The following is a 20,511-nucleotide window of genomic DNA, read 5'->3' as shown; positions in this document are numbered from 1 at the left end:
CGACGATGAACAAATTATTCTTTGGCGACAATCTTCACGTTCTTCGCGAGAGGATCAATCCGGAATCTGTTGATCTCGTCTATCTCGACCCGCCGTTCAACTCGAATGCAAATTACAATGTGCTTTTTCGCGAGGATGGCGGAGCCCCTACCGAGGCGCAAGCTGAAGCTTTCAGGGATACATGGGAGTGGGGTGAACATGCCGCTGAAGCATACGAAGACGTTATGCGTGCGTCCGGTGATGTTGCTCTGGCCCTAAAGGGAATGCGAGCTTGGATAGGTCAGAATGCGATGATGGCCTATTTAGCGATGATGGCGGTACGGCTGCAAGAATTACGTGATGTTCTGAAGCCGACCGGATCGCTGTATTTACACTGCGATCCCAACGCCAGCCACTATTTGAAAATCATCCTAGACGCGCTGTTTGGTCCGTCGGGTTTCCGAACGGAGATAAGTTGGAGGCGCCAGTCTGCGCACAACGACGCGAAGCAAGGACGAAAACAATACGGAAACGTGCGCGACACGATACTTTTCTACACCAAGTCCGATAAATGGAAATGGAACACTCAGTATACCCCCTATGATCCCGGGTATGTGCGGGATTTCTATAAACACAGAGAGCCAGGAACAGGCCGCGCATATAGGTTGAGCGACCTCACCGGCCCTGGCGGAGCCGCCAAAGGCAATCCACTTTATGAAGTGATGGGGATTAAGAGACACTGGAGGTTCAGCCGGGAGAAGATGGACCTATTAATTTCTCAAGGGCGGGTCGTTCAGACTAAACCCGGCACCGTCCCGGCCCAAAAGCGGTATCTTGACGAAATGCCCGGCGTAGCTCTTCAGAACGACTGGTCAGATATAAAAGCGGCATCTGGCAGAGAAGCACTAGGGTACCCGACACAAAAGCCTCTCAGCCTTCTAGAACGCATAATTCAGGCATCCTCGGACCCCGGCGACGTCGTGCTTGATCCCTTCTGTGGCTGCGGCACTACTGTTGAAGCGGCAGAACGGATCGGGCGTCAATGGGTCGGCATTGATGTAACCCACTATGCGGTAACGCTCATCGAAGCTCGGCTAAAGGCCAATCATCCTAATGCATCTTTCTCAGTGCATGGTCGGCCAGTCGATCTCGCGAGTGCACGTGACCTTGCTAGACGGGACAAACATCAATTCCAATGGTGGGCAGCGTGGCGCGTCGGCGCGCAAACCTATCGGGAAGAAAAACGAGGGGCTGACCGCGGCATTGATGGAAACATTCTCTACAAGAACGGTCCCTACGGTGACGGTCGAATTATCATATCTGTTAAGGGTGGCGAACACGTTGGCGCGCAAATGGTGCGCGATCTACGCGGCGTGATCGAGCGTGAGGAAGCGGAAATGGGTATTCTCGTCTCGCTTGCCGAACCGACTCAACCAATGGTCCGCGAAGCTGCTGACGCCGGGTTTGTCACTCGCTCTGCTCATGGTCGACTGCCTAGAATTCAGATCGCGACAATCGAAGATATGCTTTCCGGACGTATGCCAAAGCTGCCTCCGCTGCCGATTCCCGAAAGGAAACTAACGCCTTCTATCCGACGGAAGGACAAGGATCAGCTAGAGTTGCTGCTCCCATTCGACGGCGAAAAGATCATTGCGGCCAAAGGAGTATTTGTCGACCCGCGCTTTGTGACATTGACGGGCTAGGGTGTCGATTGAGCAACCATTATGGTGCCAAGATTGGCGGAGGACTGCTCCGCTGGTTTCGATGATTCTTTGGGCGTTCTCGGGCTACTAGCAAGGATCGCTAACCGCGAGGTTCGGCTGGCCGCGCTTGTTGCAGGCCGAGATAGATTGAACGGAGCCGTCTCGACCGCACTGAAGAAAGTGGCGGCCTATTATTGCAAAACTCGAACTGATGGAATCAGATTGCGTTGCGACTAATTGTGCAAATGGGACATCACGGCCCGTGTCAATTCAACGCAATTTGGCATTCTCAGCCCTGTTTGGAGCTCTCGCTATGGCGGCCGCATCTAACTTGGCGGCCAGAGAACTAGAATATTCGCAAAATCCCATTCTTACCGGAGCGATATGCATTGCAGGGCCAGAGGAAAATCTGGGAGCAGTAACATCTCTCATAGAGAGCAAAGGGAGTAGGATAGTCCACGATGTCGATCAAGATTGGCGATGTGACGATGGGACACAATACTACCTCAGCTTTCCAGAGGGCTTGGAAAGCTGGGCAGATACCGTGATCAATGACGCCAAATTGGGGCCAACTGTGCATCCAATCGGAACATCCGGAGGTAGTGGAATTTTTCGGGTGGCTCTTCAGCCTTCCGACATTTTGGCTGATAAGCCCACGCCACAAAATTTAGCGATGATAAAGAATGACCTCATGTGCAAAATGCACGATAGGTTGTCGAAATACTTTTCTGCCGTGAATTTTGCGCCATGTGCAAACTATGGAGAGGGGTTTTGTTGGGATATTACTTTGCTTGACCATGCCAAGAAATCAAAAGGGTTCAATTCCAAAACCCTGAACAATCTGATTTCCGACAAATACTGGTTCCGCGTAACGGCTGAGGTATGGATGGGTTATTTCGAGCACTATTCCGATAACTTTATGAGCGATGTTGGAGCGCGCGTAGATGCGACAAGCATAATTGTACAAAGCGAATTTGCAAGATCGCCGGTCGCTGCCCCCCCTGAGAATGACAGGTATCATGATATTGGCTCTTTCGATGCCAGCATTGATGAAAGAAATGTAGACGATACTATGAGAGATCGCTTTGCGGAAATTCTCTTTTCATCGCCCATGAAGTGCGAGCACGCGCCATGAAAAAAGAATACTTCCGTATGGGCATTGGGGTATCCGTTATAGCCGTTCACGCCATTTGCTTTGCCATTATCTTTTTTGGCAAGGATGCGTATTTGAGCTCTGCACAGAAGATCGATGTAGCCTTGCTCTTTATGCCAATTACGGCTGCGTATGTCGTGGCAATTGTCAGGAATGCGGTAGACAACGCGACCGCCGCAGCAGATTCGTCCAAGGTAAATTTAAACTATGCTCTTATTGCTCTATTAATAACTGTCATAACCTTGCTTGGATTACTCTGGACCGTAATTTCTCTCACTGGTAATGATTCTAGCGATCGGCAACAAGTCGTCATTTTCGAAATTGTATTTGGCGCTGCGTTCGGTCTCGTGGCGGCAGATTTGTTCGGAAAAGTTGAACGGGTTGTCGTCAACCCCGATGATTTGAAGGGTAAGTAAGTGGCCGATGCGCGTAAATGAAGCCATCATAAAAGCTCGCGGGGGCGTATTACACACTGGAGTCAATCGCTTAACCACTCACCAAACAGACCTCACCAATTGATTCTAACCGTGATTGCTCTTGATCCCTCGTGATCGGCTAAAGTTGTGGATAGAGCAAATCGGAACAATCAGTTGCAGAGCGCGGTGATCCCCTCGTGGCGACGGTTGACGCCTTGAGATACCGGGAGCTCTCTCCGCCTAATCGTTCATCGAGCCTCGGAGAATATGCTGAAGCAGTTAGAAAAGGATGGTGATGCCCCCTCTGCCCCTCTGCAGGGTCACCAGTCACCAATCGGCGAGCGGATCGTCCAACGGGACTGGTTCCCCATCAAAGTTGTGGAAGGTTGGTTCGCCGTCAAAGTCGCGCGTCGCTTGCACGGGACCGACGGCGGGTTCTGACGTCCCGTGGTGTGGGGCCTTGCCGATGCCAACCGGTATGTCCTTTAGCATTTCTAGCAGCGCCAGCGCGGCCTCGCGGAGTGCTGATTCGCCTGCGGCCTTGACCTCGGCGTCACGGCGCCGTGCTTCCAGGGCGTTAGCGACCAGTTCGGCCGCGCGTCGGTCACGACCGCGATCAAGCGCGTCTCGGAATTCTGCGTACTTAAGGCGCCAGCGCGATATAGTGCGATCCGTGCACCCTAGTTCAGCGGCGATCTCAACTAACATAGCTCCGCGCTCGGCAAGCTGTCGCGCCTCGGGGCGGAATGTTGTTGGGCGCCCCACTCCTTTTTTAGGGACTCTCATAACAGGGCAGACATAATTGGGCTTTTCCGTATGGCCGGATCTCATCGTCCACGCTCCTTTAGTCAGCTTTTGCTTTTCAAGAAGCCGCTCCACGTCCTGCAGCAGCAGCTTGAGTTTCCGTTCCTGCTCCAGCGCCGGCGGGCTGACGGCGGGCTTGGGCGCGTAACAATCGCGCCACCTCGCCCAGCCTGAATTCCAGCTCATCGCGTTTGGGCGTGGTCATCTGGTCGATCCTTTCGGGACGTCAGCACGATCGGTGATATCGGTGAAATCGGTGATTTCTCTCCCTTGCCCCTACACAACTTCCAGCACCCATCTTTGGCACGTCGTCGGTGGTCGCCCTTTTTCGTGAATTTTTAGAAATGCAAACAAGAACAATAAGATGGTCGCTGGAAGGTGCGTGGGGTGAAGGGAGAGAAATCAGCGATTTCACCGATATCACCGATCGTGCTGCTGTCATTTGCTCTTGCTCTTGCGCCGTACCAATTCATGCGCCGCGTTGAACCGCTCAGCTATTGTCAGTGCTTCTCTCGCGTAGACCGCCTGCCGCACGCCATGGACGACCCAGTACCCGTCCTTGGCATTGCTGCGAACCGCAACGTACTTACAGGCCTGCATGCGGTGCGGTATCCTTGCGCGGTTGGCACGCTCGCCTAGGGATCGGCCGATGCTGCTGCCTGCAAGCATGGTCAACGTGACCGCGTCTTCGCCAAGCTCCTCAAGCGCGCCCGCAAGCTCGGTGTCGTCGGGGTTCGTCGACGCGTTGACGATTTCCCAGAAGGCTTCCGTCTTCTTAGGCGGCGCTTTTGAATTGAAGCTGCTGATATCTAGGGTGCGAAGGTAGTGCACCACGTTCTCGATGCCGCCGCACTCGTACCAGGCGTTCAGCGCGTTCCAGTACTTCACCGACCTGGGGTTCTCAGGCAGCGGCGACCACGCCACATAATTCCGCCGATCATCTGAAGGGAGATAGAGCCCGTCCGTCTTGTGGTTCGTCGTGTAGATCACGCCGCACAGGTTCTGGATGTAGTGCTGCCGCAGGTTCTTCTCTTCGACCCGCAGCACCGACGGCGGATCGACGATGTAGCGCTTCGATCGCTCGTAGAAGGCATAGCGGTTGGTGTCGCCCAGATCGTGCACTTCAGAGATGCACAGGATGACGCTGCGCGCGTACGGGTTCCATTTCTCTAGAAGGTTCTGCGGGTTGATGTCCGCAAAATTCCACGGCCCCACGGCGTGCCGCACCGGCACGAGGAGGGTGTCTTTGCCAATGCCCGGACTGCCGCCGAGCAGAACCGCGTGGTTGAGCTTGACCGCCGGCTGCTGGACGCGATGTGCCAGCCACAATAAAATATGATCGAAGTCGTCCGGGTAAATGCTGTATCCTAGTTTGAGCCAAGGCTCGACGTCGCCCGGTATCCCGACGACCGTTGGGGGCCTGTACAGGTTAAGCGTCGTCGCGCCCTTTGCGTGCACCCGCCCGCCGTCTACGAATAGCGTGTCCTTGATAAGCGCCGGCTCACCCGGCATCCACGTCATTTGCTCGATCGGCCTGTTCTGGTCCAGCCACTCGCTTGCGCTGATGTCCGTGCCGCCATTCACCTCGATCGGCGGCACACGCGCGTTCACGCTCGCCGCTGGCCATGGATCGCGGTTTGGCAGGTAGATGTAGTTGTGCATCGGCATGTAGGCGACAAAGGCGTCGATCGTCAGCGCGCCACCCTCTTTCGTTGCCGCGTTGGCGCGCTTCGCTTCCGCGCTACGTTTCCGCTGCACCTTGCTTACCATCGCCTTCAGCGTCTTGAGGTTTAGGTCGAAGCGCGAGGCGACGTCCTTGCATGTGAGGTCGTATTCCGAGCCCTTCAGCCACGACAGCGCATCGACCTCTCTGTCGAGCATCTCGTGGTAAGCCTTGCGCTCGACTTCCGCAGTGTCGTCGGTCTCTGGCGGCGTCTTGCTACCATGCATGGTCCTGATCCTTGCTATTGCGGATGCGGTTCATCAGCGCCCATAGTTTGTCGATGAGCACCTTATGGGTGATCGTCTGCTGCATACTCGGCGCAGCTCTGGACGCCGCGAACATGGCCGCGATGTCAGGCCGACCGCGCCAGCCGGGGCTAGACTTCTCAGCCCAGTAGAACACGGTGCCGGCGCCGGCGCCGGGCCGAGACCCGAACGTCTCCCACTTGCTGTGTGTAGCGCCGTCGTACGTGTCGGACTTCTTCGACCACTTGTCCCAGAGTTCGAGCCCTTCGGCGCTGCCGTCTGTGGCGTGATAGAGCGCCGCGCCTACGGCGATCCATCGGTCATATGTCTCGGGGTAGATCGACATGACCGACATGGCGGCGGTTAGCAGCGGTAGCGGCGCGTGCGGGTCGGCCGCCGGGCTGCGCTCGGCGGATTGCTGTCTCGCCACCTTCCTTGCCCAGCCAGCTGCGGCGCAGGTGCGGTTGACGTAGTCGACCAGCGCGAAACCATGCTTCTCGGTGATGAGCGACAAGGCCGGCTTCGGCGTGTCGATCAACTCTTGATCCGGCCAGTAGTACGACTTACCGGTGCCGGGGTGGATCGCATACGCGACGAACTGCTGGCCGTCGGCGAGCAGTTCGACCTTGTGCTCGTTGCCGTCCGGCGAGATGAACGTGTCGGACTTCACTTTGCGGAATGGCGTCTCGGCCCTGTAGACGAACAGCTCCCTCGGCGGCTGTCCTATGCGCGCGATCGTCGGTCCAATGTTGTCGACGCACCAGTCATAGACCTTCTCGATCAGCCATTCGGACGGGCTGTCGGCATCTACTGCGGGGGTGAACCTGGTCTTCACGCCAACGCCGCTGCCGCTGAACATGCGACGGCCCTGCGGCGTGGCGAGAAGGGCGCCGAAGTCCGTATTCTGCCACCCGTTTGTGACCGGGCGCTTCGTGCCGATCTTGATCGGGACCGGATCATAGCCAAGCTCGGCAAGGCGCGGCCCGTGCGTTTGGAGAAAGCCGGTCATGGCGCCGGTTCCTCATGTGGATATCGCTGTTCGCTGCGCACCCTGGCGGCGGCCATCAACGCGCTGGTTTTGTATTCAGGGAAGGTCATTGGACGCCCCCTCGCGGCTTCTCGCAGATGAGCAGGATCTTGCGGCCGGGCGCCAGCGCCTTGATGGTTTCGATCCACTGGCTCTCCTGCTCCGGTCTGGTTTCGACCATGAAAACGTGCTCGCGGGCGATGCCTGCGGCGATCGCGGTGGCGAGATAAAGCTCCGGTCCCTGACATGAGTTAACGACAATGTTATCGGCCATCTTCAAGACCCGTCGCAGCGATGCGCGGTGGAAGGCGCCGGGGCCAAATGTTCCAGAGACGAGGTCTTCCACGAAGGTGATTACAGGTTTGCCGCCAGGCAATTTGAACGGGTGCCCCCATGGCGGCAGTATGGCTAACACCACACCGTGGTCGCGCACGGCCGTAAGGATCGAGCCGAAGCGTGTGTCAGCGCCCTGCGTAGCTATACCGGCGGTAAGGCCCTGTTGGAAAAACGACGTACCGTCGTGATCGAGAACGATGACGCCGAGCGGCGGCGCCTTGCGGGTCTTTGTGCGGCTTAGTCGGGGGTTCAGCATTGGTCGGACTGCCTTTGATGCAGGCCGTCGCGAATTGACGCGTCAGGGGAAATAGGGATATATTCCCAGGCGTTCCGAAGCCCATCCCTTAACCCCCGCCGTTGGCCTCATCTCGCCACGGCGGTTTCTCTTTTATGCCGCTCGGGTGCTGCGCCGCGCATCTTCGGCGGACTCACGCTCGCGGACCCACTCCGCCTCGGCCTCGGCGCTGATACGCACGAGTTTCCCGACCACGTATTCCCGTGGACCGAGGCCGGCCGCTTTCAGGTTGTAGTACGAACTACGGCTAATCTTCTGGCGCGCGACAAAGCCAGCTATGCTTGGGTCACGGGAGGTAATGTTGATCTCGGCGTTCACGAGCATGCATCCTCTGTTTTGCCTGACTTGGACGACGATCTATCCAGGTGGGCCGTTGACGACGCAGACAGAGATATGCGTGATTATTCGTGAGGTCGTGGAGTGGAATTACGTTCCGGCTTTCCACTCCATCCGGCGGTATAGCTCGACGCTCTCTTGGTAGTGTCGAGACTTCCGCCAGTCCCGCACAGTGGCCTCGGCGGTCTTCTGCGGCGTATTATTATCCTTACTTAACAGCAGGCCGGTATTGCACAGGTGCTGAGCGACCTTGTATCGCGTCGCCGGAGCGTTGGCGGGATACTTCGCTTCGAACTTGACTGCTGCCCGGTAGGCGCTTTCGCTGGTGGGCCGGAAAGGCGGCGTGCTGGCGCCTCTCTTGAGAAAAGCGATCGCGTCGACCAGCCGCGACAGCTCATAGGGGATTGGCGCCTCCACGTCGACGTACTGCCCCGTCAGCCATATGACGGCAGCCTTGACAGTCTCTTTCGAGTACCCCTTCACCGGCACCCCGCCCTTTCCTACGAGCGCCTGCCATTGCTGCCACAAGCCACGCGCGTAGTCGTCCAGAACCTTGGGGTCGTCCTCGACCATAAGCGCGTGGCGCCACAGGAGGCTGTCGTCCCCAATTAGCCGCGCGTTCTTGTCGAAGCGGGGGAGTTGCGCGTGCATCACCGCATCTCAATCCGCAAAACCTTGCCATCGCCGGCAAGTGGCGGGGGCATCAAGGGGACGATCGCCGCCCGTGCCATCTCCTCCAGGCCGCTCGTGATCCACTTGGCATAGTGTTTTTCGATCATGGCAACCGAAGTGTCGTGCGCCGCAGCTACCAATCTAATTGGAAGGTTTTGCCTGATGCCCCGAACGATGGACGAATGGCGCAGGGCGTAGGCGATCACTGTCGGCATCTGCGCCCTTTCGCGGATCGCCTTCCAAGGTTGGGCGATGAAGCTGGATGTCTGCCACGGCCCGCGCCCGTCGCGCACCCAGCGGATGCTGCCGGCTACCTGTCTGTGCTGCCAACGCTCCAGCAGCCAAGCATCATTGGCGCGGCCTGTCACCACTGGCCGCAGAGCGTCGATCACGGCTGGCTCGACCGGGATCGTGATCGAGCCGCCCTTGCCTTTGCCCTTGCGGCTGGAAGGCACCAGCAGTCGCGCCTCGGACAACTGACAGTCGCGCACTTTCATCCGCACAATCTGCGAGAACCGTGCGCCCGTGGCGTTCAACACAACAACAAGACGGAACAGGTCACCATCCCAGCCAAGTTCGCCGTCGACCTGCAGGGCCGCGCCGAGCAGGCGCATGATCTGTACGTCGCTCAAAATCTGATTGTCTCGGGCGACGGGCTCGGGTTCGTCGACGTCGCCTTTGAGCCCGTCACCGACGACCAGCGCCGAGTTCAATTGCTTGCGCTGGCTGTGGAGCGCAGCCTTGAGGTCGTTGACCAGCCGCTGCTTTGTCGTCTCTTTCAACTCGGCGGGCAAGCCCGCGCGCCACGAGGAAAGGTGTTCATCGGTCAAGGTTGCCATCCCTACGCCGGCCAGCGGCGAGGCGGGGACCGCTTCATGATTCCCGCGCTTGCCCTGCCCCAGGACGTATCGATGCAGCCGCCGGCTTGCATCTGACCGCACCGCGCGCGCCCTGCGGCGGCTGTCGCGGGCATCGCGAGCCGCTATATATGCGTCGACTGCATCACGGACAGTCGGAAGCGCCCCGGTTGCCGGCTCGGTCTCGACGCTAAGCTCGGCCTGAAACGCCCGTGCCACGTTCTGTGCTTGCCAGAAGTCGAGGATGGTTTTGCCGTCAGAGTCCACCATGTCGTCGGCGACGCCGATCTTCTGGACGCGATAGCAATCCTTCTTGTCCCCTTGCTCTCCCTCGGCCTTACCTAAATAGAGCCTAGCGACCCAAACCCCGCCGGTCTTTCCTTTCCGATATCCCACGTGCAGGCGCGGTCCGATGCTCTTGTAGTAGGGCTTGCCTCGCGCCTTCAATTTCTCCCGCGCCGTCCTGGTTTCGAGATGCGCGTCCCTTACCCGCTTGGCCATTGCCGCCCTCCTTTGTCCAACAATTTGTCCAATATATCAGGGTGGACCGTGTTGGACAAACGTAAACGCAGATCCATATAAATCAATAATTTCAGATAAATCGGTGTTTCAGGCTGGACGACTTTGGACTATCTATAAGCCCTTTGAAGGCGTGAATCGTGGTTCGAGCCCATGAGCGGGAACCAATAAAATCAATGACTTTGCCGAATTCCAATTCGGATATGTCAAATCCATCAATAAACCCATGTAGTTGTGCGAAAGCAAAGGCCGGCATCGTCGACAACGAGATGCAGGCTCGCCGGGCAAAACCCCAACGCCCTCTCCCGGCGAGCCCATCGCTCCACAGAGCGACCAATTGCTATACGAGCCCGATAGCCACAAAGTTGCACGGCGGCTTGCAATTGGGGAAATCGTCATGCGCCCCATTGCAGGGCCATAAGCCGCAAGCCCGGCATTTCGGCCGACGCTACGCCCGGCGAATGCGACACCAGCCCCTATCCATGGTACCGGTAATGGTGCCTATGGTGGTAGTACCGGTGGTGATGGTAGTGCCGGTGGTGGTAGTAATACCGCTGGTAATACCTGTGGTGGTATCGGTAGTAGGGGCGATATGGCGCCTCGTAGTACGGGTCGTCGTAGTAATCCCTGTAGTAATAGCGGTAGGGGTAGGGAACGCGTCCGTAACCACCATAAAAGCCACCTTCATAGCCCCCGAAGGGCGAGAAGAGAAATTGTGCTTGCGTCGGTGTGGTGCCAGTGGCTGGGGCAGCAAGCGCGAGCGTGAATGCGAGAAGCAGCTTCCTCACGGTTACCTCCATCGGTTCAATCGCGAGTAACGCGAACGCTGGCCGACTTGTTCCTTCTTCGAGCGGCACGACCAGGCCCGGTATCAACCTCCCAGTTCCTTCTCCCTCAAGTCGGAAACCATTTTGCCAATCCTGCGTTGACGACCGAGTGCCATCACAAGCATCGGAGACCATCCATGACCGTCAGTTGCCGCGTATCGATCGACAACCGTCCGGAATCAACCGACGTCCTCTTCCAGGCGGTTCCGCGCATCGGCGAAAGCGTTTCACTGCCGATCGACGGAAATACCCAGGATCTTCGCGTGTCGCGCGTCGTGCATATGCCGAATGGCTCGCTTGACGGCGCCGCCATCGTCGTCGAGGTGACGACCAACATCCTCTAGTGGCCTGACATGTAGCGGCCTGACATGCCGCTTGGATGAGGATCGGAACAGGGTTTTGCCGCCCCTGAAGTCGCCGGCTCACGTCACGGTGATGAAACCGGGCGCTCGGAATCGCGTTTTATTGCGTTGAACGTGCTTCGAGGCTCATATGCAAACCGCATGGTTTTCCAAACCCGTGATGATCTCTGTCGGCATCACCGGTTCCATCCGTAACCTGTCCAATACCCAGCAAGCCATTGATCTGCTCACCACGCATTGGCGCGATTCGGGCAGCCTGAAACACCAGGCCGCGCTGAGAGCATGCCGCCGTGCGATGAGCGGCGACGTGCCGCCCGATATCGCCAGGGAGGCTTTCGTCGATGCCGCGCGCGAGGCCCATATCCTGATCGAATAGGGTATCCCGGTCGAACAGCGTGTCCTGATGTCACCCGCTTGCAGTCACGTATTGTAGCAGCCGGTCACAATGTCGTGATCGATGGAACCGTCTGTAACAACAGCCGTTTTTCTGTCAGGCAACATCAGGAGGCGTTTATGCGCACCATGAATCTCGTCACCCTTGTCCTCATCATCCTTGGCGGCCTCAACTGGCTGTTCATGGGTGTATCGGATTACAACGTAATCGGCACGATCCTCGGCGGAGGCGCCCTGGCCCGCCTGGCTTATGTGATCATCGGCCTTGCGGCGATATGGCAGCTCATGCCGGGCTTCCAGAGCTTCACGGTTGGAGAAGTCGACGCCGAAAAGCATATCCATCACCATACGTGACGGGTGAGAAGAAGGGGCGGCGGAACCCGCCGCCCCTCACCCGGCAAAGTTGAACGGACAGCCATTGTCCACGGTAGATGGGCCCACGATGGGCCACGGTAGCGGGCCTTTGCCCGATTATTTTTGGCTGCCCTTAACACTTGGACGCTATCAGCCGGCCAGTCGAAAACGCAGGGGCCGGACATGTGGAAGATCGCGTTCAAGGCCGTATTGGTGACGCTGGGCGTCATCGCCGTCAGCCAGATCGTGTCCTTTGCGATCCGCGCTTCGGCCGGGCAGCCCTTCACCGTGTTCGTCTTCGCCATGAACTCCATACTTCCGGTCGTCACCGCCCTCCCGGCCGCCTTCATCATCTTCCTGCAGAACGGCAAGTTGAAACGCGCGCTCGCCGAACTGTCGCAGGCGCATGCGCAACTGCATGAAAAATACAGACGCGACGGCCTGACCGGCTTCCTCAGCCGGGAAGCGTTTTTCGACCAGATGAGGCAGAGCCGCCGGCAGAGCGATGCCGGAGCGCTGTTGCTGATCGACGCCGACCACTTCAAGCGCATCAACGACACGTTTGGCCACCTGACCGGCGACGAGGCGCTGGTCATGATTTCGCGGACCATCCAAGGCTCGATCAGGGAGCAGGATTTCGTCGGCCGCGTCGGCGGCGAGGAGTTTTGCGTGTTCCTGCCCAGCACCAGTCGCGAAGAGGCGGCGACGATCGCCGAACGTGTTCGCGCCGCCGTCGAGCAGATCGACTTTCGCCCGGATAGCTCGCGCAGGCACAGGCTGACCGTCAGCATCGGCGTCGCGATGGCGCAAGCCCGCCTAGGCCGCGCCCAGCTGATGCGGCAGGTCGACCGCTGCCTTTACGAAGCCAAGGAACAGGGCCGCAACAGGGTGGTCTTCGCGCAGCCATTGAAACTGGCGGCTTAGAATATCTGCAGCCAAATGGGATCATCTGCGCCCGCATAAATGCGGAAACACAATTGGTTAGAGCGGGATCGTGATTCAGCTTGAAAGCGCGCGCCTGGCTGACCGGGTCGTAAGCCCCCTCAATTCCCGGCGCAATCCGAAGCCATCATGCCTTCGTCGACAGCCAGGTCGCCCAGCGCCTGTGGGAATTGGGCGAGCGCCCTATATAGTCCTCGTCATCCCCGTCCTTCCCTCCCGGAGACCCACCATGACCCTCGCGACACGCAAGCTCGGCAGCCAGGGGCTGCAGGTTTCAGTGATCGGCCTCGGCTGCATGGGCATGAGCCAGTCTTACGGCCCGGCCGATGAAGCCGAATCCATCGCCACGCTGCACCACGCCATCGAACTTGGCTGCACCTTCCTCGACACCGCCGAGGTCTATGGCCCTTATACCAACGAAGCCCTGCTTGGCCGGGCGCTGAAGGGCAAGCGCGACAAGGTGACGATCGCCACCAAATTCGGCTTCAAGCTCCTGGACGGTAAGCAGGTCGGCGCCGAGCGCGACAGCCGGCCCGCGACGATCAGGTCAGCCGTGGAAGGCTCGCTGAAGCGGCTGGCGACCGACCATATCGACCTCCTCTACCAGCACCGCGTCGACCCCGCCGTGCCGGCGGAGGATGTCGCGGGAACCGTTGGCGAACTGGTCGCCGAAGGCAAGGTGCGGTTCTTCGGCCTCTCGGAGGCGGGCGCAGCCAACATCCGCAGGTCGCATGCCGTGCATCCGGTGACGGCGGTGCAGAGCGAATATTCGTTGTGGGAGCGCAACCTGGAGCCGGAGATCATCCCGCTGCTTAGTGAACTCGGCATCGGCTTGGTGCCGTTCTCGCCGCTCGGCCGCGGCTTCCTCACCGGCGAGGTCAAGCGCGCGGAGGACTATCCCGAGGGCGATTATCGTCGCCACGACCCGCGCTACCAGGGCGCCAATTACGACGCCAATGTCGAGGCCGCCGCCAAGGTGCTGGATATCGCGGCGGCCAGGGGCGCCAAGCCCGGCCAGGTCGCGCTGGCCTGGCTGCTGCGCAAGGGCACGGATTTCTCGGTCGACATCGTGCCGATCCCCGGTACCAAGCGAAGAAAATATCTGGAAGAGAATGTCGCTTCGGCATCACTGAAGCTGGAAGCCGCCGACATGGCCGCGCTGGACGAAGCCTTGGCGCCGGGAAAGATCTCCGGCCCACGCTATCCCGAGCGCACCATGGTGACGATCGACCGGTAGACCGCTCAGAGCATGATCCTTTGCGGAAACGGACGTCCATTTGCCCTTCGGTCAGAGCCGGCGATCAGCACGGGGCCGAATCTCAGATGTCAGGAAGGGCAGCTAGCCGTACTCGTAAAATGCGGTCGCTTGCCTGCAGAGTTCGGGCACCAACATGCGTACGACGTCCCAAAGCACAAACCCATGGGCCGCCGGATCGTCTATCGAGGTCGCGGTTCTGCTCAGAGCAGTTGTTCCATTGGTGAATGGGCGTCAATCTACGTGAAGTCTCAGGCCGGCCATCACTCAGCTCGCAACCTAGGTCATCGTGATAGGCACGAGCACTCGATCTAACGTCAGCCATGGCAGCTCGGCGTTAGGAAATCTCTCAACGGAAGCTTTTCGGCCAGCCCGCGGCCCTGCTCGACGCTACCCTCTGCGTCACCCCAACGCCTCACTCAGTTGGTCAGTAAGCAGTGCTGCTTGGCGTCAAAAGCCCGGAACAGACTGGGTCTTTCCACTCAATCGAGCGCCAAGTGTCAAAGCCGCCGGAAAATTCTTGATCACGGCGCGCATAGCCGTTGCGCCGCCAGGCCCAAGCGCTATTCGGGCAATCAAGGCTGCGGCACGCAAACGGGTCGAAAATTGCCGACGCCATTCCCTTTCGTAGCGACGTCCGGCCTCGTCGTGGCCCTCATGACCTTTGCCAGACGCGACCAGTTCTCTCGCAAGGAGCCAGCCGGATTGCAGCGCCATCGAAATCCCTTCCGCGATTACAGGATGTGACTCACCTGCAATGTTGCCGACGCGGAAGATACCCTGATCAAAGCAAGCTCGAATACCGGGATGAATCGGTCCCGCGGCAAGCCATGGGCCATCCAATTCGGCACCGGCCAGCACAGTTCTTACGCCTCGGCACGAATCCACGACGTGGCGCCACAAAGCATCGGCGGCCGCGATGTTTCCAGAGCGCTGGCGCAGCCCGGATAGAACATCTCGGCGAATACAGCAGGAAATCGAAACCCGGCCATGGTCTGCCGTTACCATTCCACCATAGCCGCCTGGGAATACCAGCAGCGGCATCAGGTCAGGCGCCAGCGCGGCGCCGGTAAAATGCGCCTTGAACCCGAAAAGGTCGGAAGGCTGGCTGGTTCTTTCAAGCTGGCTTGGAAGCTTCCCGGCTTCCCAGGATCCGTGCGCGGCAATTACTACAGGTGCGCTCAAAACCGTTTGTTGCTGTTCCGCCTCCACCGTCACAAACTGCAAATCATCGCGCCGACGAATAGCGACGGCCTTGCAAGGCTGGAGAATTTCGACCCCCGCACGTTCGGCGGCCTGCAACAGGACATAATCCAAACGATCGCGGCCGAGAGCGCGGCCGAGACCCGTCTTGGCGCGTGGCATTCGCGCCTCGGCTGAGACATCGCCCGAAAAGAACCCGACGCGACGTATTTCGGGTCCGGCTTCCGCGCGCCAAGTCTCGCCGACGCCCAACTGGTCGAGCAAGGCAAGGCTGGTACCTGACATGAATTCGCCGCAGACCTTTCGGCGGGGAAACACGACCTTCTCCACCATTGCAACCGACCAACCATGCTGGGCTAGAGCAATGGCGGTAGAACTGCCGGCGGGGCCAGCACCGATGACTATTGCATCGTGCATCATCTGGTACCGGGCATGCTGGCACCGACAAAACCTTGAGTGAACAGGCCTTTGCGGGCCTCTATCACCGGCGTTCCACCTGACAGTTGCCACAATTGTGAAAGTTCCGTACCGCGAAAACCGGCGCGGACACTTTGCGTCGCGTCGTTCAGTGTAACCGCGCAGGCGCCGATCAGTCGCAGGAACCGCGTCGCGACAAGTGGCACCTTGGCCCTGAGCGGCTCCGTCGCGACGAGCACTGGGGCCATCGTCATGATCCGGGAAAACAGCTCCAGGAGGCGCGTGTCGTCGAAGTGATGGAGGATAAGGTTTGCGCAGACAAGATCGAAGGGCCTGTCCCCTGCCCAATCGAAGATATCGGCGGTCACGGGTTGCGCCCGCCAACCAAATTCAGCGAAAGAGTCGCACAAATCCTTGCCTATCAGGCCGATCCTGTCGACCATGACGATCTCCACGTCGGGCCAACGCCGCGCCATCATCCGCGCCACCGTCAGCATGAACTTTCCGTCACCGGCGCCTATTTCGAGGATGCGCAGCGGCGGCGTTTGCACGTTGGCTCGCATGAGCGATGCCATGAACCTGGCCTGGAACATCAGTGCATTGATGCGAACGAGATCACGACGGGATGCGATCGCACGAGGATCATCGGCCGGGAGGCCGTCGAGGAGCTCTGGCTCCAGATGCCGGATGTTTATGTCGGTCATGCGATCGATCGGAAATCTAGGGCCTCAGCCGGCAATCCGGCAAGTAGAATTCGGTCGTATCTTTATGGCCGCGCCCTGTTCATTGGCGGAACTCGCATTCCGGATGGCGAAGCCGAACGTCGGTCCCTTTCATACAAGATCGGAGGCTGGTATCACAGTTTGCTAATAAGAAATATCAGCGCCACGCAATAAAATGCTTTACGCCGACGTTTACCTTAGGAACGCTTCCCCAATTCCTAGACCTCTTATGAGACCCGATTGGGCTCATTGTCGGAGCAATTTTGTCCTCTCAAGCGTATCTGAACCGCATTGCCACGTCAGTTCCAGAACACGACGTGCATCAGTTCTACCTCCGCTATGGAGCTTTGCTGCTTGAAGACAATGCCCCACGCCTTGCGCTCTTCGAGCGAATGGTCGCTCTTGCCGGGATCGAACATCGCTATTCCTGCTTTGCGCCCGCCGACGATCCGCGCGGTGGGGCAATCGACCGCGACGGCACCTCGGTCAGGGGCTCGTTCGCCAGCACCGCAATCCGTATGGAGATGTATGAAGCCGCCGCGCCGGAGCTCGCGCAACAGGCCGTCGACAAGCTTCTGGCCGACGACGACCGCTCACTGATCACGCATTTGATCGTGACGAGCTGCACCGGCTTTTCGGCGCCTGGCATCGACCTTGAGCTGGTGCAGCGATGCGGCCTGCCGACGTCCGTCGAGCGCACCATCGTCGGCTTCATGGGATGCTATGCCGCCATCAACGCCTTGAAGCTGTCACGCCATATCGTGCGCTCCGATCCGAAAGCCCGCGTGCTGATGGTCAACATCGAATTGTGCACGCTGCATTTCAGGGAAGCCACCGAGCTCGAGAAGCTGATCTCGTTCTGCCTGTGGGGCGACGGTTGCGCGGCCTCGCTGGTAACGGCCGAACCGCACGGCATCCTGCTCGAAAGCTTCCACGCCATCGTGGCAGCGGAGTGCAAGGAGCTGATGAGTTGGCGCATCCGCGACGATGGCTTTGACATGGTGCTGTCCGGCCAGGTTCCCGGCGCGGTCCGTGAGACGCTGCGCAACGAGCATCCGGCCATCCTCGGTGGCAGGCCCGCCAAGGAGATCGATTTGTGGGCGGTGCATCCCGGCGGCCGCTCCGTGCTCGACGCGGTCGAGCGGGCACTCAAACTGGAACCGACCGCGCTCGACGTATCGCGCGAAGTGCTCCGGAAATACGGCAACATGTCATCGGCAACCGTGATGTTCGTCATGGCCGAAATGCTGAAGGAGCCGTCGGGCTTGCTCGGCTGCGGCATGGCGTTCGGGCCGGGATTGACCACCGAGACCATGATGTTCCGGACTGCCTGATGAGGTCCTCACGGTGACCTGGCCGGTTTGAACATCTGAACCTATGGATCATAAGTTCCTTGATGATGCCATCGAACAATGTCCGACACCGCATCCGAGCTTTCGCGGCCCGTTGGCTGGTGCCCTATTTGCCGTATCCGCACTTCATGTGCGTGGCGCCTCTTGACGCCGTACTGAGGATCCTATGGCGCGCGGAAGGCCAGATCCCTCCCGCTTATTGGCCGCGCCTGGTTCTCCTGCTCCTGCTTTCGGGGATCAACACGGTCGCCTCCCTGCCGGAGCGCGTGATCGTTGGGGCATGGCTGCGGCTGCGGCCTCCCCGAATGGAGCGGGATAACGCCCCGGTGTTCGTCCTCGGCTACTTCCGATCCGGGACGACGTTTTTGCAGAACCTGCTGGCAACCGATCCGAGCCTAAGATCGCCGAGCTGGCCGCAGGTCCTGGCCCCTCAGACATTCGTCCTTGGCTGGGTTCTCCTGCGCTACCTTTTCGTACCCTTGCTACCGTTGACGCGCCTCAACGCAGTGGTGCCGGTGGGCGCCAGGCTGCCAGCGGAGGACGACTTCGCGTTGAACAACATGGGTGGGATGTCCGTCCTCGCAGGACGTGCCGTGCTTCCCCGCCGGCAAGCCTTCTTTAATCGATTTCACGATCTCGACGCGCTTTCGGCGGACGAGTTCAGCCGCTGGCGCTCACATCAGTTCGCTTTCGTCCAGAAGCTTGCTCTCGTTGCAGGCGGGCGGCGACTTCTGCTCAAGTCGCCGAGCCATACGGCGCGCGTCCGCTACCTTTTGGAGCTATTTCCGGGCGCCAAGTTTGTCCACATCTCCCGTTCGCCGGACGTCGTGTTCCGGTCCAACCTCCTCCTGGCGCGCGAACTGCAACGTGCATTCGCCCTGCAGCCGCCACTGCCCGAGGACGAGCAAGAGGAGATCATCACCTGCGAATACCTGGCGACAGAGATGCACTATCTGGCGGATAGAGCTCGGATTCCAACCGCTGATCTCGCAGAAGTGCGGCTGCAGGATCTCACCGCCGACCCCGTGGGCGAGATGAAGCGGATCTACCGTGAACTGGGCCTGCCATTTTCCAGCGGCTGCGAGGAGCGGATGCAGCAGGTCGCTGCGACGTTCGTCAAACAGGCACGGAACCGCCATCCCGACCTGACGGAAAGGCAGAGAGCGCGGGTAGCTCGCCTCGAACCGCTGGCTGCCAGTTTTGGGCATGCGCCTGCGCGGGCTCCCGAGACGCTCGATATTGACAGCCAACAACGCATTGGATGACATTGGATCATGACAGCAGGCCCATGGTCGCACGCAAGCTGGGCAGCTTTGGCCCGGCTGTTGCTTGTCCCCGTGCTGCTCGCGATTTGCGCCCCGTCGCTTTCGGCAGCCGCCGATGAGCAGAGTGACGCGGTCAAGCTGGTTGAGACCGTGCGCCAGGCGGCGATTGTGCTTGGGCACGGTGGACCCGCCGAGGCGCAGCTCCGCTCGATCTCCGCGGCGTTCGACGGAAAAGGGATCGCCCAAGCCGTGCTCGGGACGCATTGGCGCAACGCGAGTGCGGACGACCGCGCCGCGGTGGTCGATGCGATTCTTTATGCTATCGCGCACAGGCTGGCCGACAGGCTGGAGCGGACGCAGGACAAGACTTTCGCCGTGCTCGGCACAAAGGCCCTGGCTAACGGCGATATCCTGGTGCGCAGCGAATTCCGCCGGCCGCTCCACGGCCCAACGGCCGTGGACTGGCGTGTCCGCCACTGCCGCGGACAACTCTGCATCGGCGATGTCTTTGTCGACGGCGGCTCCGTGACCGTGCAGCAGCGGGAGCGCGTTGCCCAGACGCTCGCCGGCAACGGCGGCTCGATCCCCGCGCTTGTCGTCGATCTCAGGAAAGGCCGGGTATGACCCCTGGCTCGTGCTCATGCCTCCCCTCGTCGAATTGACCAATGTCGGCCGCGACTTTGACGGCGGCCGCATTGTCGCCGTTGAAGATGTGTCGCTCGCGATCGAGGACGACGAGACCGTCGCCATTGTCGGCCGGAGCGGGAGCGGCAAGTCCACGATCCTGAACCTGGTCTGTGGGCTCGACCGGCCAACGCGCGGCGAAGTTCGGTTCGAAGGACGGGCCGTCAACGGGAGGGCTGCATGGGCAGCCGTCCGGGCCAGCAAGATCGGCATCGTTTTCCAGAACTTCTTCCTTCTCCAGTCCTTATCGGCGCGCGAGAACATCGAGGTGGCTTTGCTGGGAAACCTGGGCGGAGCGCGGCAGCGTCGCGTTCGCGCGCTCGAACTTCTGGCACATTTCGGTCTTGCCGAGCGCGCCACGCTCCGGCCGGCTGAGCTTTCGGGCGGCGAACGCCAGCGGCTTGCAATTGCGCGGGCGCTTGCAAACCGTCCGAAGCTTCTCGTTGCGGACGAGCCGACAGGAAGCCTCGACATGCAGACGAGCCAATCCGTGATGAGCATCATTGGCAACGCGCACCGCGAGTTCGGTACCGCGGTGATCGTGGTGACCCATGACGAGGACGTGGCCGCACTGTGCGGTCGCAGAGTCGAAATCTCCGACGGCCGCATCCGTTCGGACAGCCGAATGACGGCGATGTCGACGCCTGCGCCCGCGTCGCGGATCCGCTAA

At 59.6% G+C, this 20,511-nt stretch carries 21 protein-coding genes; 12 read left to right on the top strand and 9 right to left on the bottom strand.

All coding sequences use genetic code 11. The annotated features are described in order from the left end of the window. Positions 1–5 precede the first annotated feature (5 nt). From ABVQ20_RS02460 to ABVQ20_RS02450, 3 genes are all read left to right on the top strand, one after another. Positions 6–1,682, top strand: a complete 1,677-nt coding sequence (locus tag ABVQ20_RS02460; protein WP_354457909.1) for a site-specific DNA-methyltransferase — start codon at positions 6–8, stop codon at positions 1,680–1,682. A 262-nt stretch (positions 1,683–1,944) separates the two neighbouring features. Further along, entirely contained in the window at positions 1,945–2,817 is an 873-nt protein-coding gene (locus ABVQ20_RS02455) for a hypothetical protein (RefSeq protein ID WP_354457908.1), read from the top strand. After that, the gene (locus ABVQ20_RS02450; RefSeq protein WP_354457907.1) at positions 2,814–3,251 is read left to right on the top strand and encodes a hypothetical protein; all 438 of its coding nucleotides are present in this window, start codon (positions 2,814–2,816) and stop codon (positions 3,249–3,251) included. The genes ABVQ20_RS02455 and ABVQ20_RS02450 overlap by 4 nt, the downstream gene beginning before the upstream one ends. A 327-nt stretch (positions 3,252–3,578) precedes the next feature. Here the strand turns inward: ABVQ20_RS02450 and ABVQ20_RS02445 are convergent, their stop codons facing one another. From ABVQ20_RS02445 to ABVQ20_RS02415, 7 genes are all read right to left on the bottom strand, one after another. Continuing rightward, positions 3,579–4,241, bottom strand: coding sequence for a hypothetical protein (locus tag ABVQ20_RS02445; RefSeq protein ID WP_354457906.1), 663 nt, complete (start codon positions 4,239–4,241; stop codon positions 3,579–3,581). 252 nt (positions 4,242–4,493) lie between these two features. Beyond that, a complete protein-coding gene (locus tag ABVQ20_RS02440) occupies positions 4,494–6,005 on the bottom strand; it encodes a primase-helicase family protein (protein WP_354457905.1) in 1,512 nt (503 codons plus the stop codon). Then, positions 5,995–7,032 (bottom strand): PriCT-2 domain-containing protein, encoded by a 1,038-nt coding sequence (locus tag ABVQ20_RS02435; RefSeq protein WP_354457904.1) that lies wholly within the window; start codon positions 7,030–7,032, stop codon positions 5,995–5,997. Before ABVQ20_RS02435 ends, ABVQ20_RS02440 begins: the two co-directional genes overlap by 11 nt. An 85-nt stretch (positions 7,033–7,117) precedes the next feature. Beyond that, the gene (locus ABVQ20_RS02430; protein WP_354457903.1) at positions 7,118–7,642 is read right to left on the bottom strand and encodes a hypothetical protein; all 525 of its coding nucleotides are present in this window, start codon (positions 7,640–7,642) and stop codon (positions 7,118–7,120) included. 132 nt (positions 7,643–7,774) lie between these two features. Continuing rightward, on the bottom strand, positions 7,775–7,999 hold the full coding sequence (locus ABVQ20_RS02425; RefSeq protein ID WP_354457902.1) for a transcriptional regulator: 225 nt from the start codon (positions 7,997–7,999) through the stop codon (positions 7,775–7,777). 108 nt (positions 8,000–8,107) lie between these two features. Beyond that, entirely contained in the window at positions 8,108–8,668 is a 561-nt protein-coding gene (locus ABVQ20_RS02420; RefSeq protein WP_354457901.1) for a hypothetical protein, read from the bottom strand. Continuing rightward, on the bottom strand, positions 8,668–10,047 hold the full coding sequence (locus ABVQ20_RS02415) for a site-specific integrase (RefSeq protein ID WP_354457900.1): 1,380 nt from the start codon (positions 10,045–10,047) through the stop codon (positions 8,668–8,670). The genes ABVQ20_RS02420 and ABVQ20_RS02415 overlap by 1 nt, the downstream gene beginning before the upstream one ends. 982 nt (positions 10,048–11,029) lie before the next feature. On the opposite strand from ABVQ20_RS02415, the gene ABVQ20_RS02410 reads away from it, so the two are divergent. The 5 genes from ABVQ20_RS02410 (at position 11,030) to ABVQ20_RS02390 (ending at position 14,180) form a co-directional block, all read left to right on the top strand. Beyond that, positions 11,030–11,236: a hypothetical protein gene (locus ABVQ20_RS02410; protein ID WP_354457899.1), complete on the top strand. Its 207-nt coding sequence runs from the start codon at positions 11,030–11,032 to the stop codon at positions 11,234–11,236. A gap of 178 nt (positions 11,237–11,414) precedes the next feature. After that, positions 11,415–11,630: a DUF982 domain-containing protein gene (locus ABVQ20_RS02405; RefSeq protein WP_354457898.1), complete on the top strand. Its 216-nt coding sequence runs from the start codon at positions 11,415–11,417 to the stop codon at positions 11,628–11,630. Between the two features lie 137 nt (positions 11,631–11,767). Continuing rightward, entirely contained in the window at positions 11,768–12,001 is a 234-nt protein-coding gene (locus ABVQ20_RS02400; protein ID WP_354457897.1) for a DUF378 domain-containing protein, read from the top strand. Between the two features lie 183 nt (positions 12,002–12,184). After that, entirely contained in the window at positions 12,185–12,925 is a 741-nt protein-coding gene (locus ABVQ20_RS02395) for a GGDEF domain-containing protein (RefSeq protein ID WP_354457896.1), read from the top strand. 247 nt (positions 12,926–13,172) lie between these two features. Further along, positions 13,173–14,180 carry an aldo/keto reductase gene (locus ABVQ20_RS02390; RefSeq protein WP_354457895.1) on the top strand — a complete coding sequence of 336 codons (1,008 nt, stop codon included), beginning with the start codon at positions 13,173–13,175 and terminating at the stop codon, positions 14,178–14,180. Positions 14,181–14,648: 468 nt separating this feature from the next. Here ABVQ20_RS02390 and ABVQ20_RS02385 read toward each other — a convergent pair whose 3' ends face one another. Further along, positions 14,649–15,818, bottom strand: a complete 1,170-nt coding sequence (locus ABVQ20_RS02385; RefSeq protein ID WP_354462099.1) for an NAD(P)/FAD-dependent oxidoreductase — start codon at positions 15,816–15,818, stop codon at positions 14,649–14,651. Continuing rightward, positions 15,818–16,381 carry a class I SAM-dependent methyltransferase gene (locus tag ABVQ20_RS02380; RefSeq protein WP_354462097.1) on the bottom strand — a complete coding sequence of 188 codons (564 nt, stop codon included), beginning with the start codon at positions 16,379–16,381 and terminating at the stop codon, positions 15,818–15,820. Before ABVQ20_RS02380 ends, ABVQ20_RS02385 begins: the two co-directional genes overlap by 1 nt. A gap of 476 nt (positions 16,382–16,857) precedes the next feature. Here ABVQ20_RS02380 and ABVQ20_RS02375 point away from each other — a divergent pair, with 476 nt between their 5' ends. The 4 genes from ABVQ20_RS02375 (at position 16,858) to ABVQ20_RS02360 (ending at position 20,511) form a co-directional block, all read left to right on the top strand. Further along, the gene (locus ABVQ20_RS02375) at positions 16,858–17,874 is read left to right on the top strand and encodes a type III polyketide synthase (protein ID WP_354457894.1); all 1,017 of its coding nucleotides are present in this window, start codon (positions 16,858–16,860) and stop codon (positions 17,872–17,874) included. Between the two features lie 62 nt (positions 17,875–17,936). Further along, on the top strand, positions 17,937–19,157 hold the full coding sequence (locus ABVQ20_RS02370; RefSeq protein ID WP_354462095.1) for a sulfotransferase family protein: 1,221 nt from the start codon (positions 17,937–17,939) through the stop codon (positions 19,155–19,157). Positions 19,158–19,217: 60 nt separating this feature from the next. Further along, positions 19,218–19,781 (top strand): Tgt2/MlaC family protein, encoded by a 564-nt coding sequence (locus ABVQ20_RS02365; RefSeq protein ID WP_354457893.1) that lies wholly within the window; start codon positions 19,218–19,220, stop codon positions 19,779–19,781. Continuing rightward, complete coding sequence (locus tag ABVQ20_RS02360; RefSeq protein WP_354457892.1) at positions 19,750–20,511, top strand: ABC transporter ATP-binding protein; 762 nt, start codon at positions 19,750–19,752, stop codon at positions 20,509–20,511. Before ABVQ20_RS02365 ends, ABVQ20_RS02360 begins: the two co-directional genes overlap by 32 nt.

This window comes from Mesorhizobium shangrilense (assembly GCF_040537815.1).
Taxonomy (GTDB): domain Bacteria; phylum Pseudomonadota; class Alphaproteobacteria; order Rhizobiales; family Rhizobiaceae; genus Mesorhizobium; species Mesorhizobium shangrilense.
The sequence above is the reverse complement of the archived record's forward strand: the minus strand, read 5'-3'. Positions and strand labels throughout refer to the sequence as shown.

Excerpts from the sequence above, each read along its gene's own strand:
- ABVQ20_RS02460 (WP_354457909.1), top strand. The coding sequence starts at position 6 with ATGAACAAATTATTCTTTGGCGACAATCTTCACGTTCTTCGCGAGAGG.
- ABVQ20_RS02450 (WP_354457907.1), top strand. The coding sequence starts at position 2,814 with ATGAAAAAAGAATACTTCCGTATGGGCATTGGGGTATCCGTTATAGCC.
- ABVQ20_RS02445 (WP_354457906.1), bottom strand. The coding sequence starts at position 4,241 with ATGAGCTGGAATTCAGGCTGGGCGAGGTGGCGCGATTGTTACGCGCCC.
- ABVQ20_RS02440 (WP_354457905.1), bottom strand. The coding sequence starts at position 6,005 with ATGCATGGTAGCAAGACGCCGCCAGAGACCGACGACACTGCGGAAGTC.
- ABVQ20_RS02435 (WP_354457904.1), bottom strand. The coding sequence starts at position 7,032 with ATGACCGGCTTTCTCCAAACGCACGGGCCGCGCCTTGCCGAGCTTGGC.
- ABVQ20_RS02430 (WP_354457903.1), bottom strand. The coding sequence starts at position 7,642 with ATGCTGAACCCCCGACTAAGCCGCACAAAGACCCGCAAGGCGCCGCCG.
- ABVQ20_RS02420 (WP_354457901.1), bottom strand. The coding sequence starts at position 8,668 with ATGCACGCGCAACTCCCCCGCTTCGACAAGAACGCGCGGCTAATTGGG.
- ABVQ20_RS02415 (WP_354457900.1), bottom strand. The coding sequence starts at position 10,047 with ATGGCCAAGCGGGTAAGGGACGCGCATCTCGAAACCAGGACGGCGCGG.
- ABVQ20_RS02410 (WP_354457899.1), top strand. The coding sequence starts at position 11,030 with ATGACCGTCAGTTGCCGCGTATCGATCGACAACCGTCCGGAATCAACC.
- ABVQ20_RS02405 (WP_354457898.1), top strand. The coding sequence starts at position 11,415 with ATGATCTCTGTCGGCATCACCGGTTCCATCCGTAACCTGTCCAATACC.
- ABVQ20_RS02400 (WP_354457897.1), top strand. The coding sequence starts at position 11,768 with ATGCGCACCATGAATCTCGTCACCCTTGTCCTCATCATCCTTGGCGGC.
- ABVQ20_RS02395 (WP_354457896.1), top strand. The coding sequence starts at position 12,185 with ATGTGGAAGATCGCGTTCAAGGCCGTATTGGTGACGCTGGGCGTCATC.
- ABVQ20_RS02390 (WP_354457895.1), top strand. The coding sequence starts at position 13,173 with ATGACCCTCGCGACACGCAAGCTCGGCAGCCAGGGGCTGCAGGTTTCA.
- ABVQ20_RS02385 (WP_354462099.1), bottom strand. The coding sequence starts at position 15,818 with ATGCACGATGCAATAGTCATCGGTGCTGGCCCCGCCGGCAGTTCTACC.
- ABVQ20_RS02380 (WP_354462097.1), bottom strand. The coding sequence starts at position 16,381 with ATGCGAGCCAACGTGCAAACGCCGCCGCTGCGCATCCTCGAAATAGGC.
- ABVQ20_RS02370 (WP_354462095.1), top strand. The coding sequence starts at position 17,937 with ATGATGCCATCGAACAATGTCCGACACCGCATCCGAGCTTTCGCGGCC.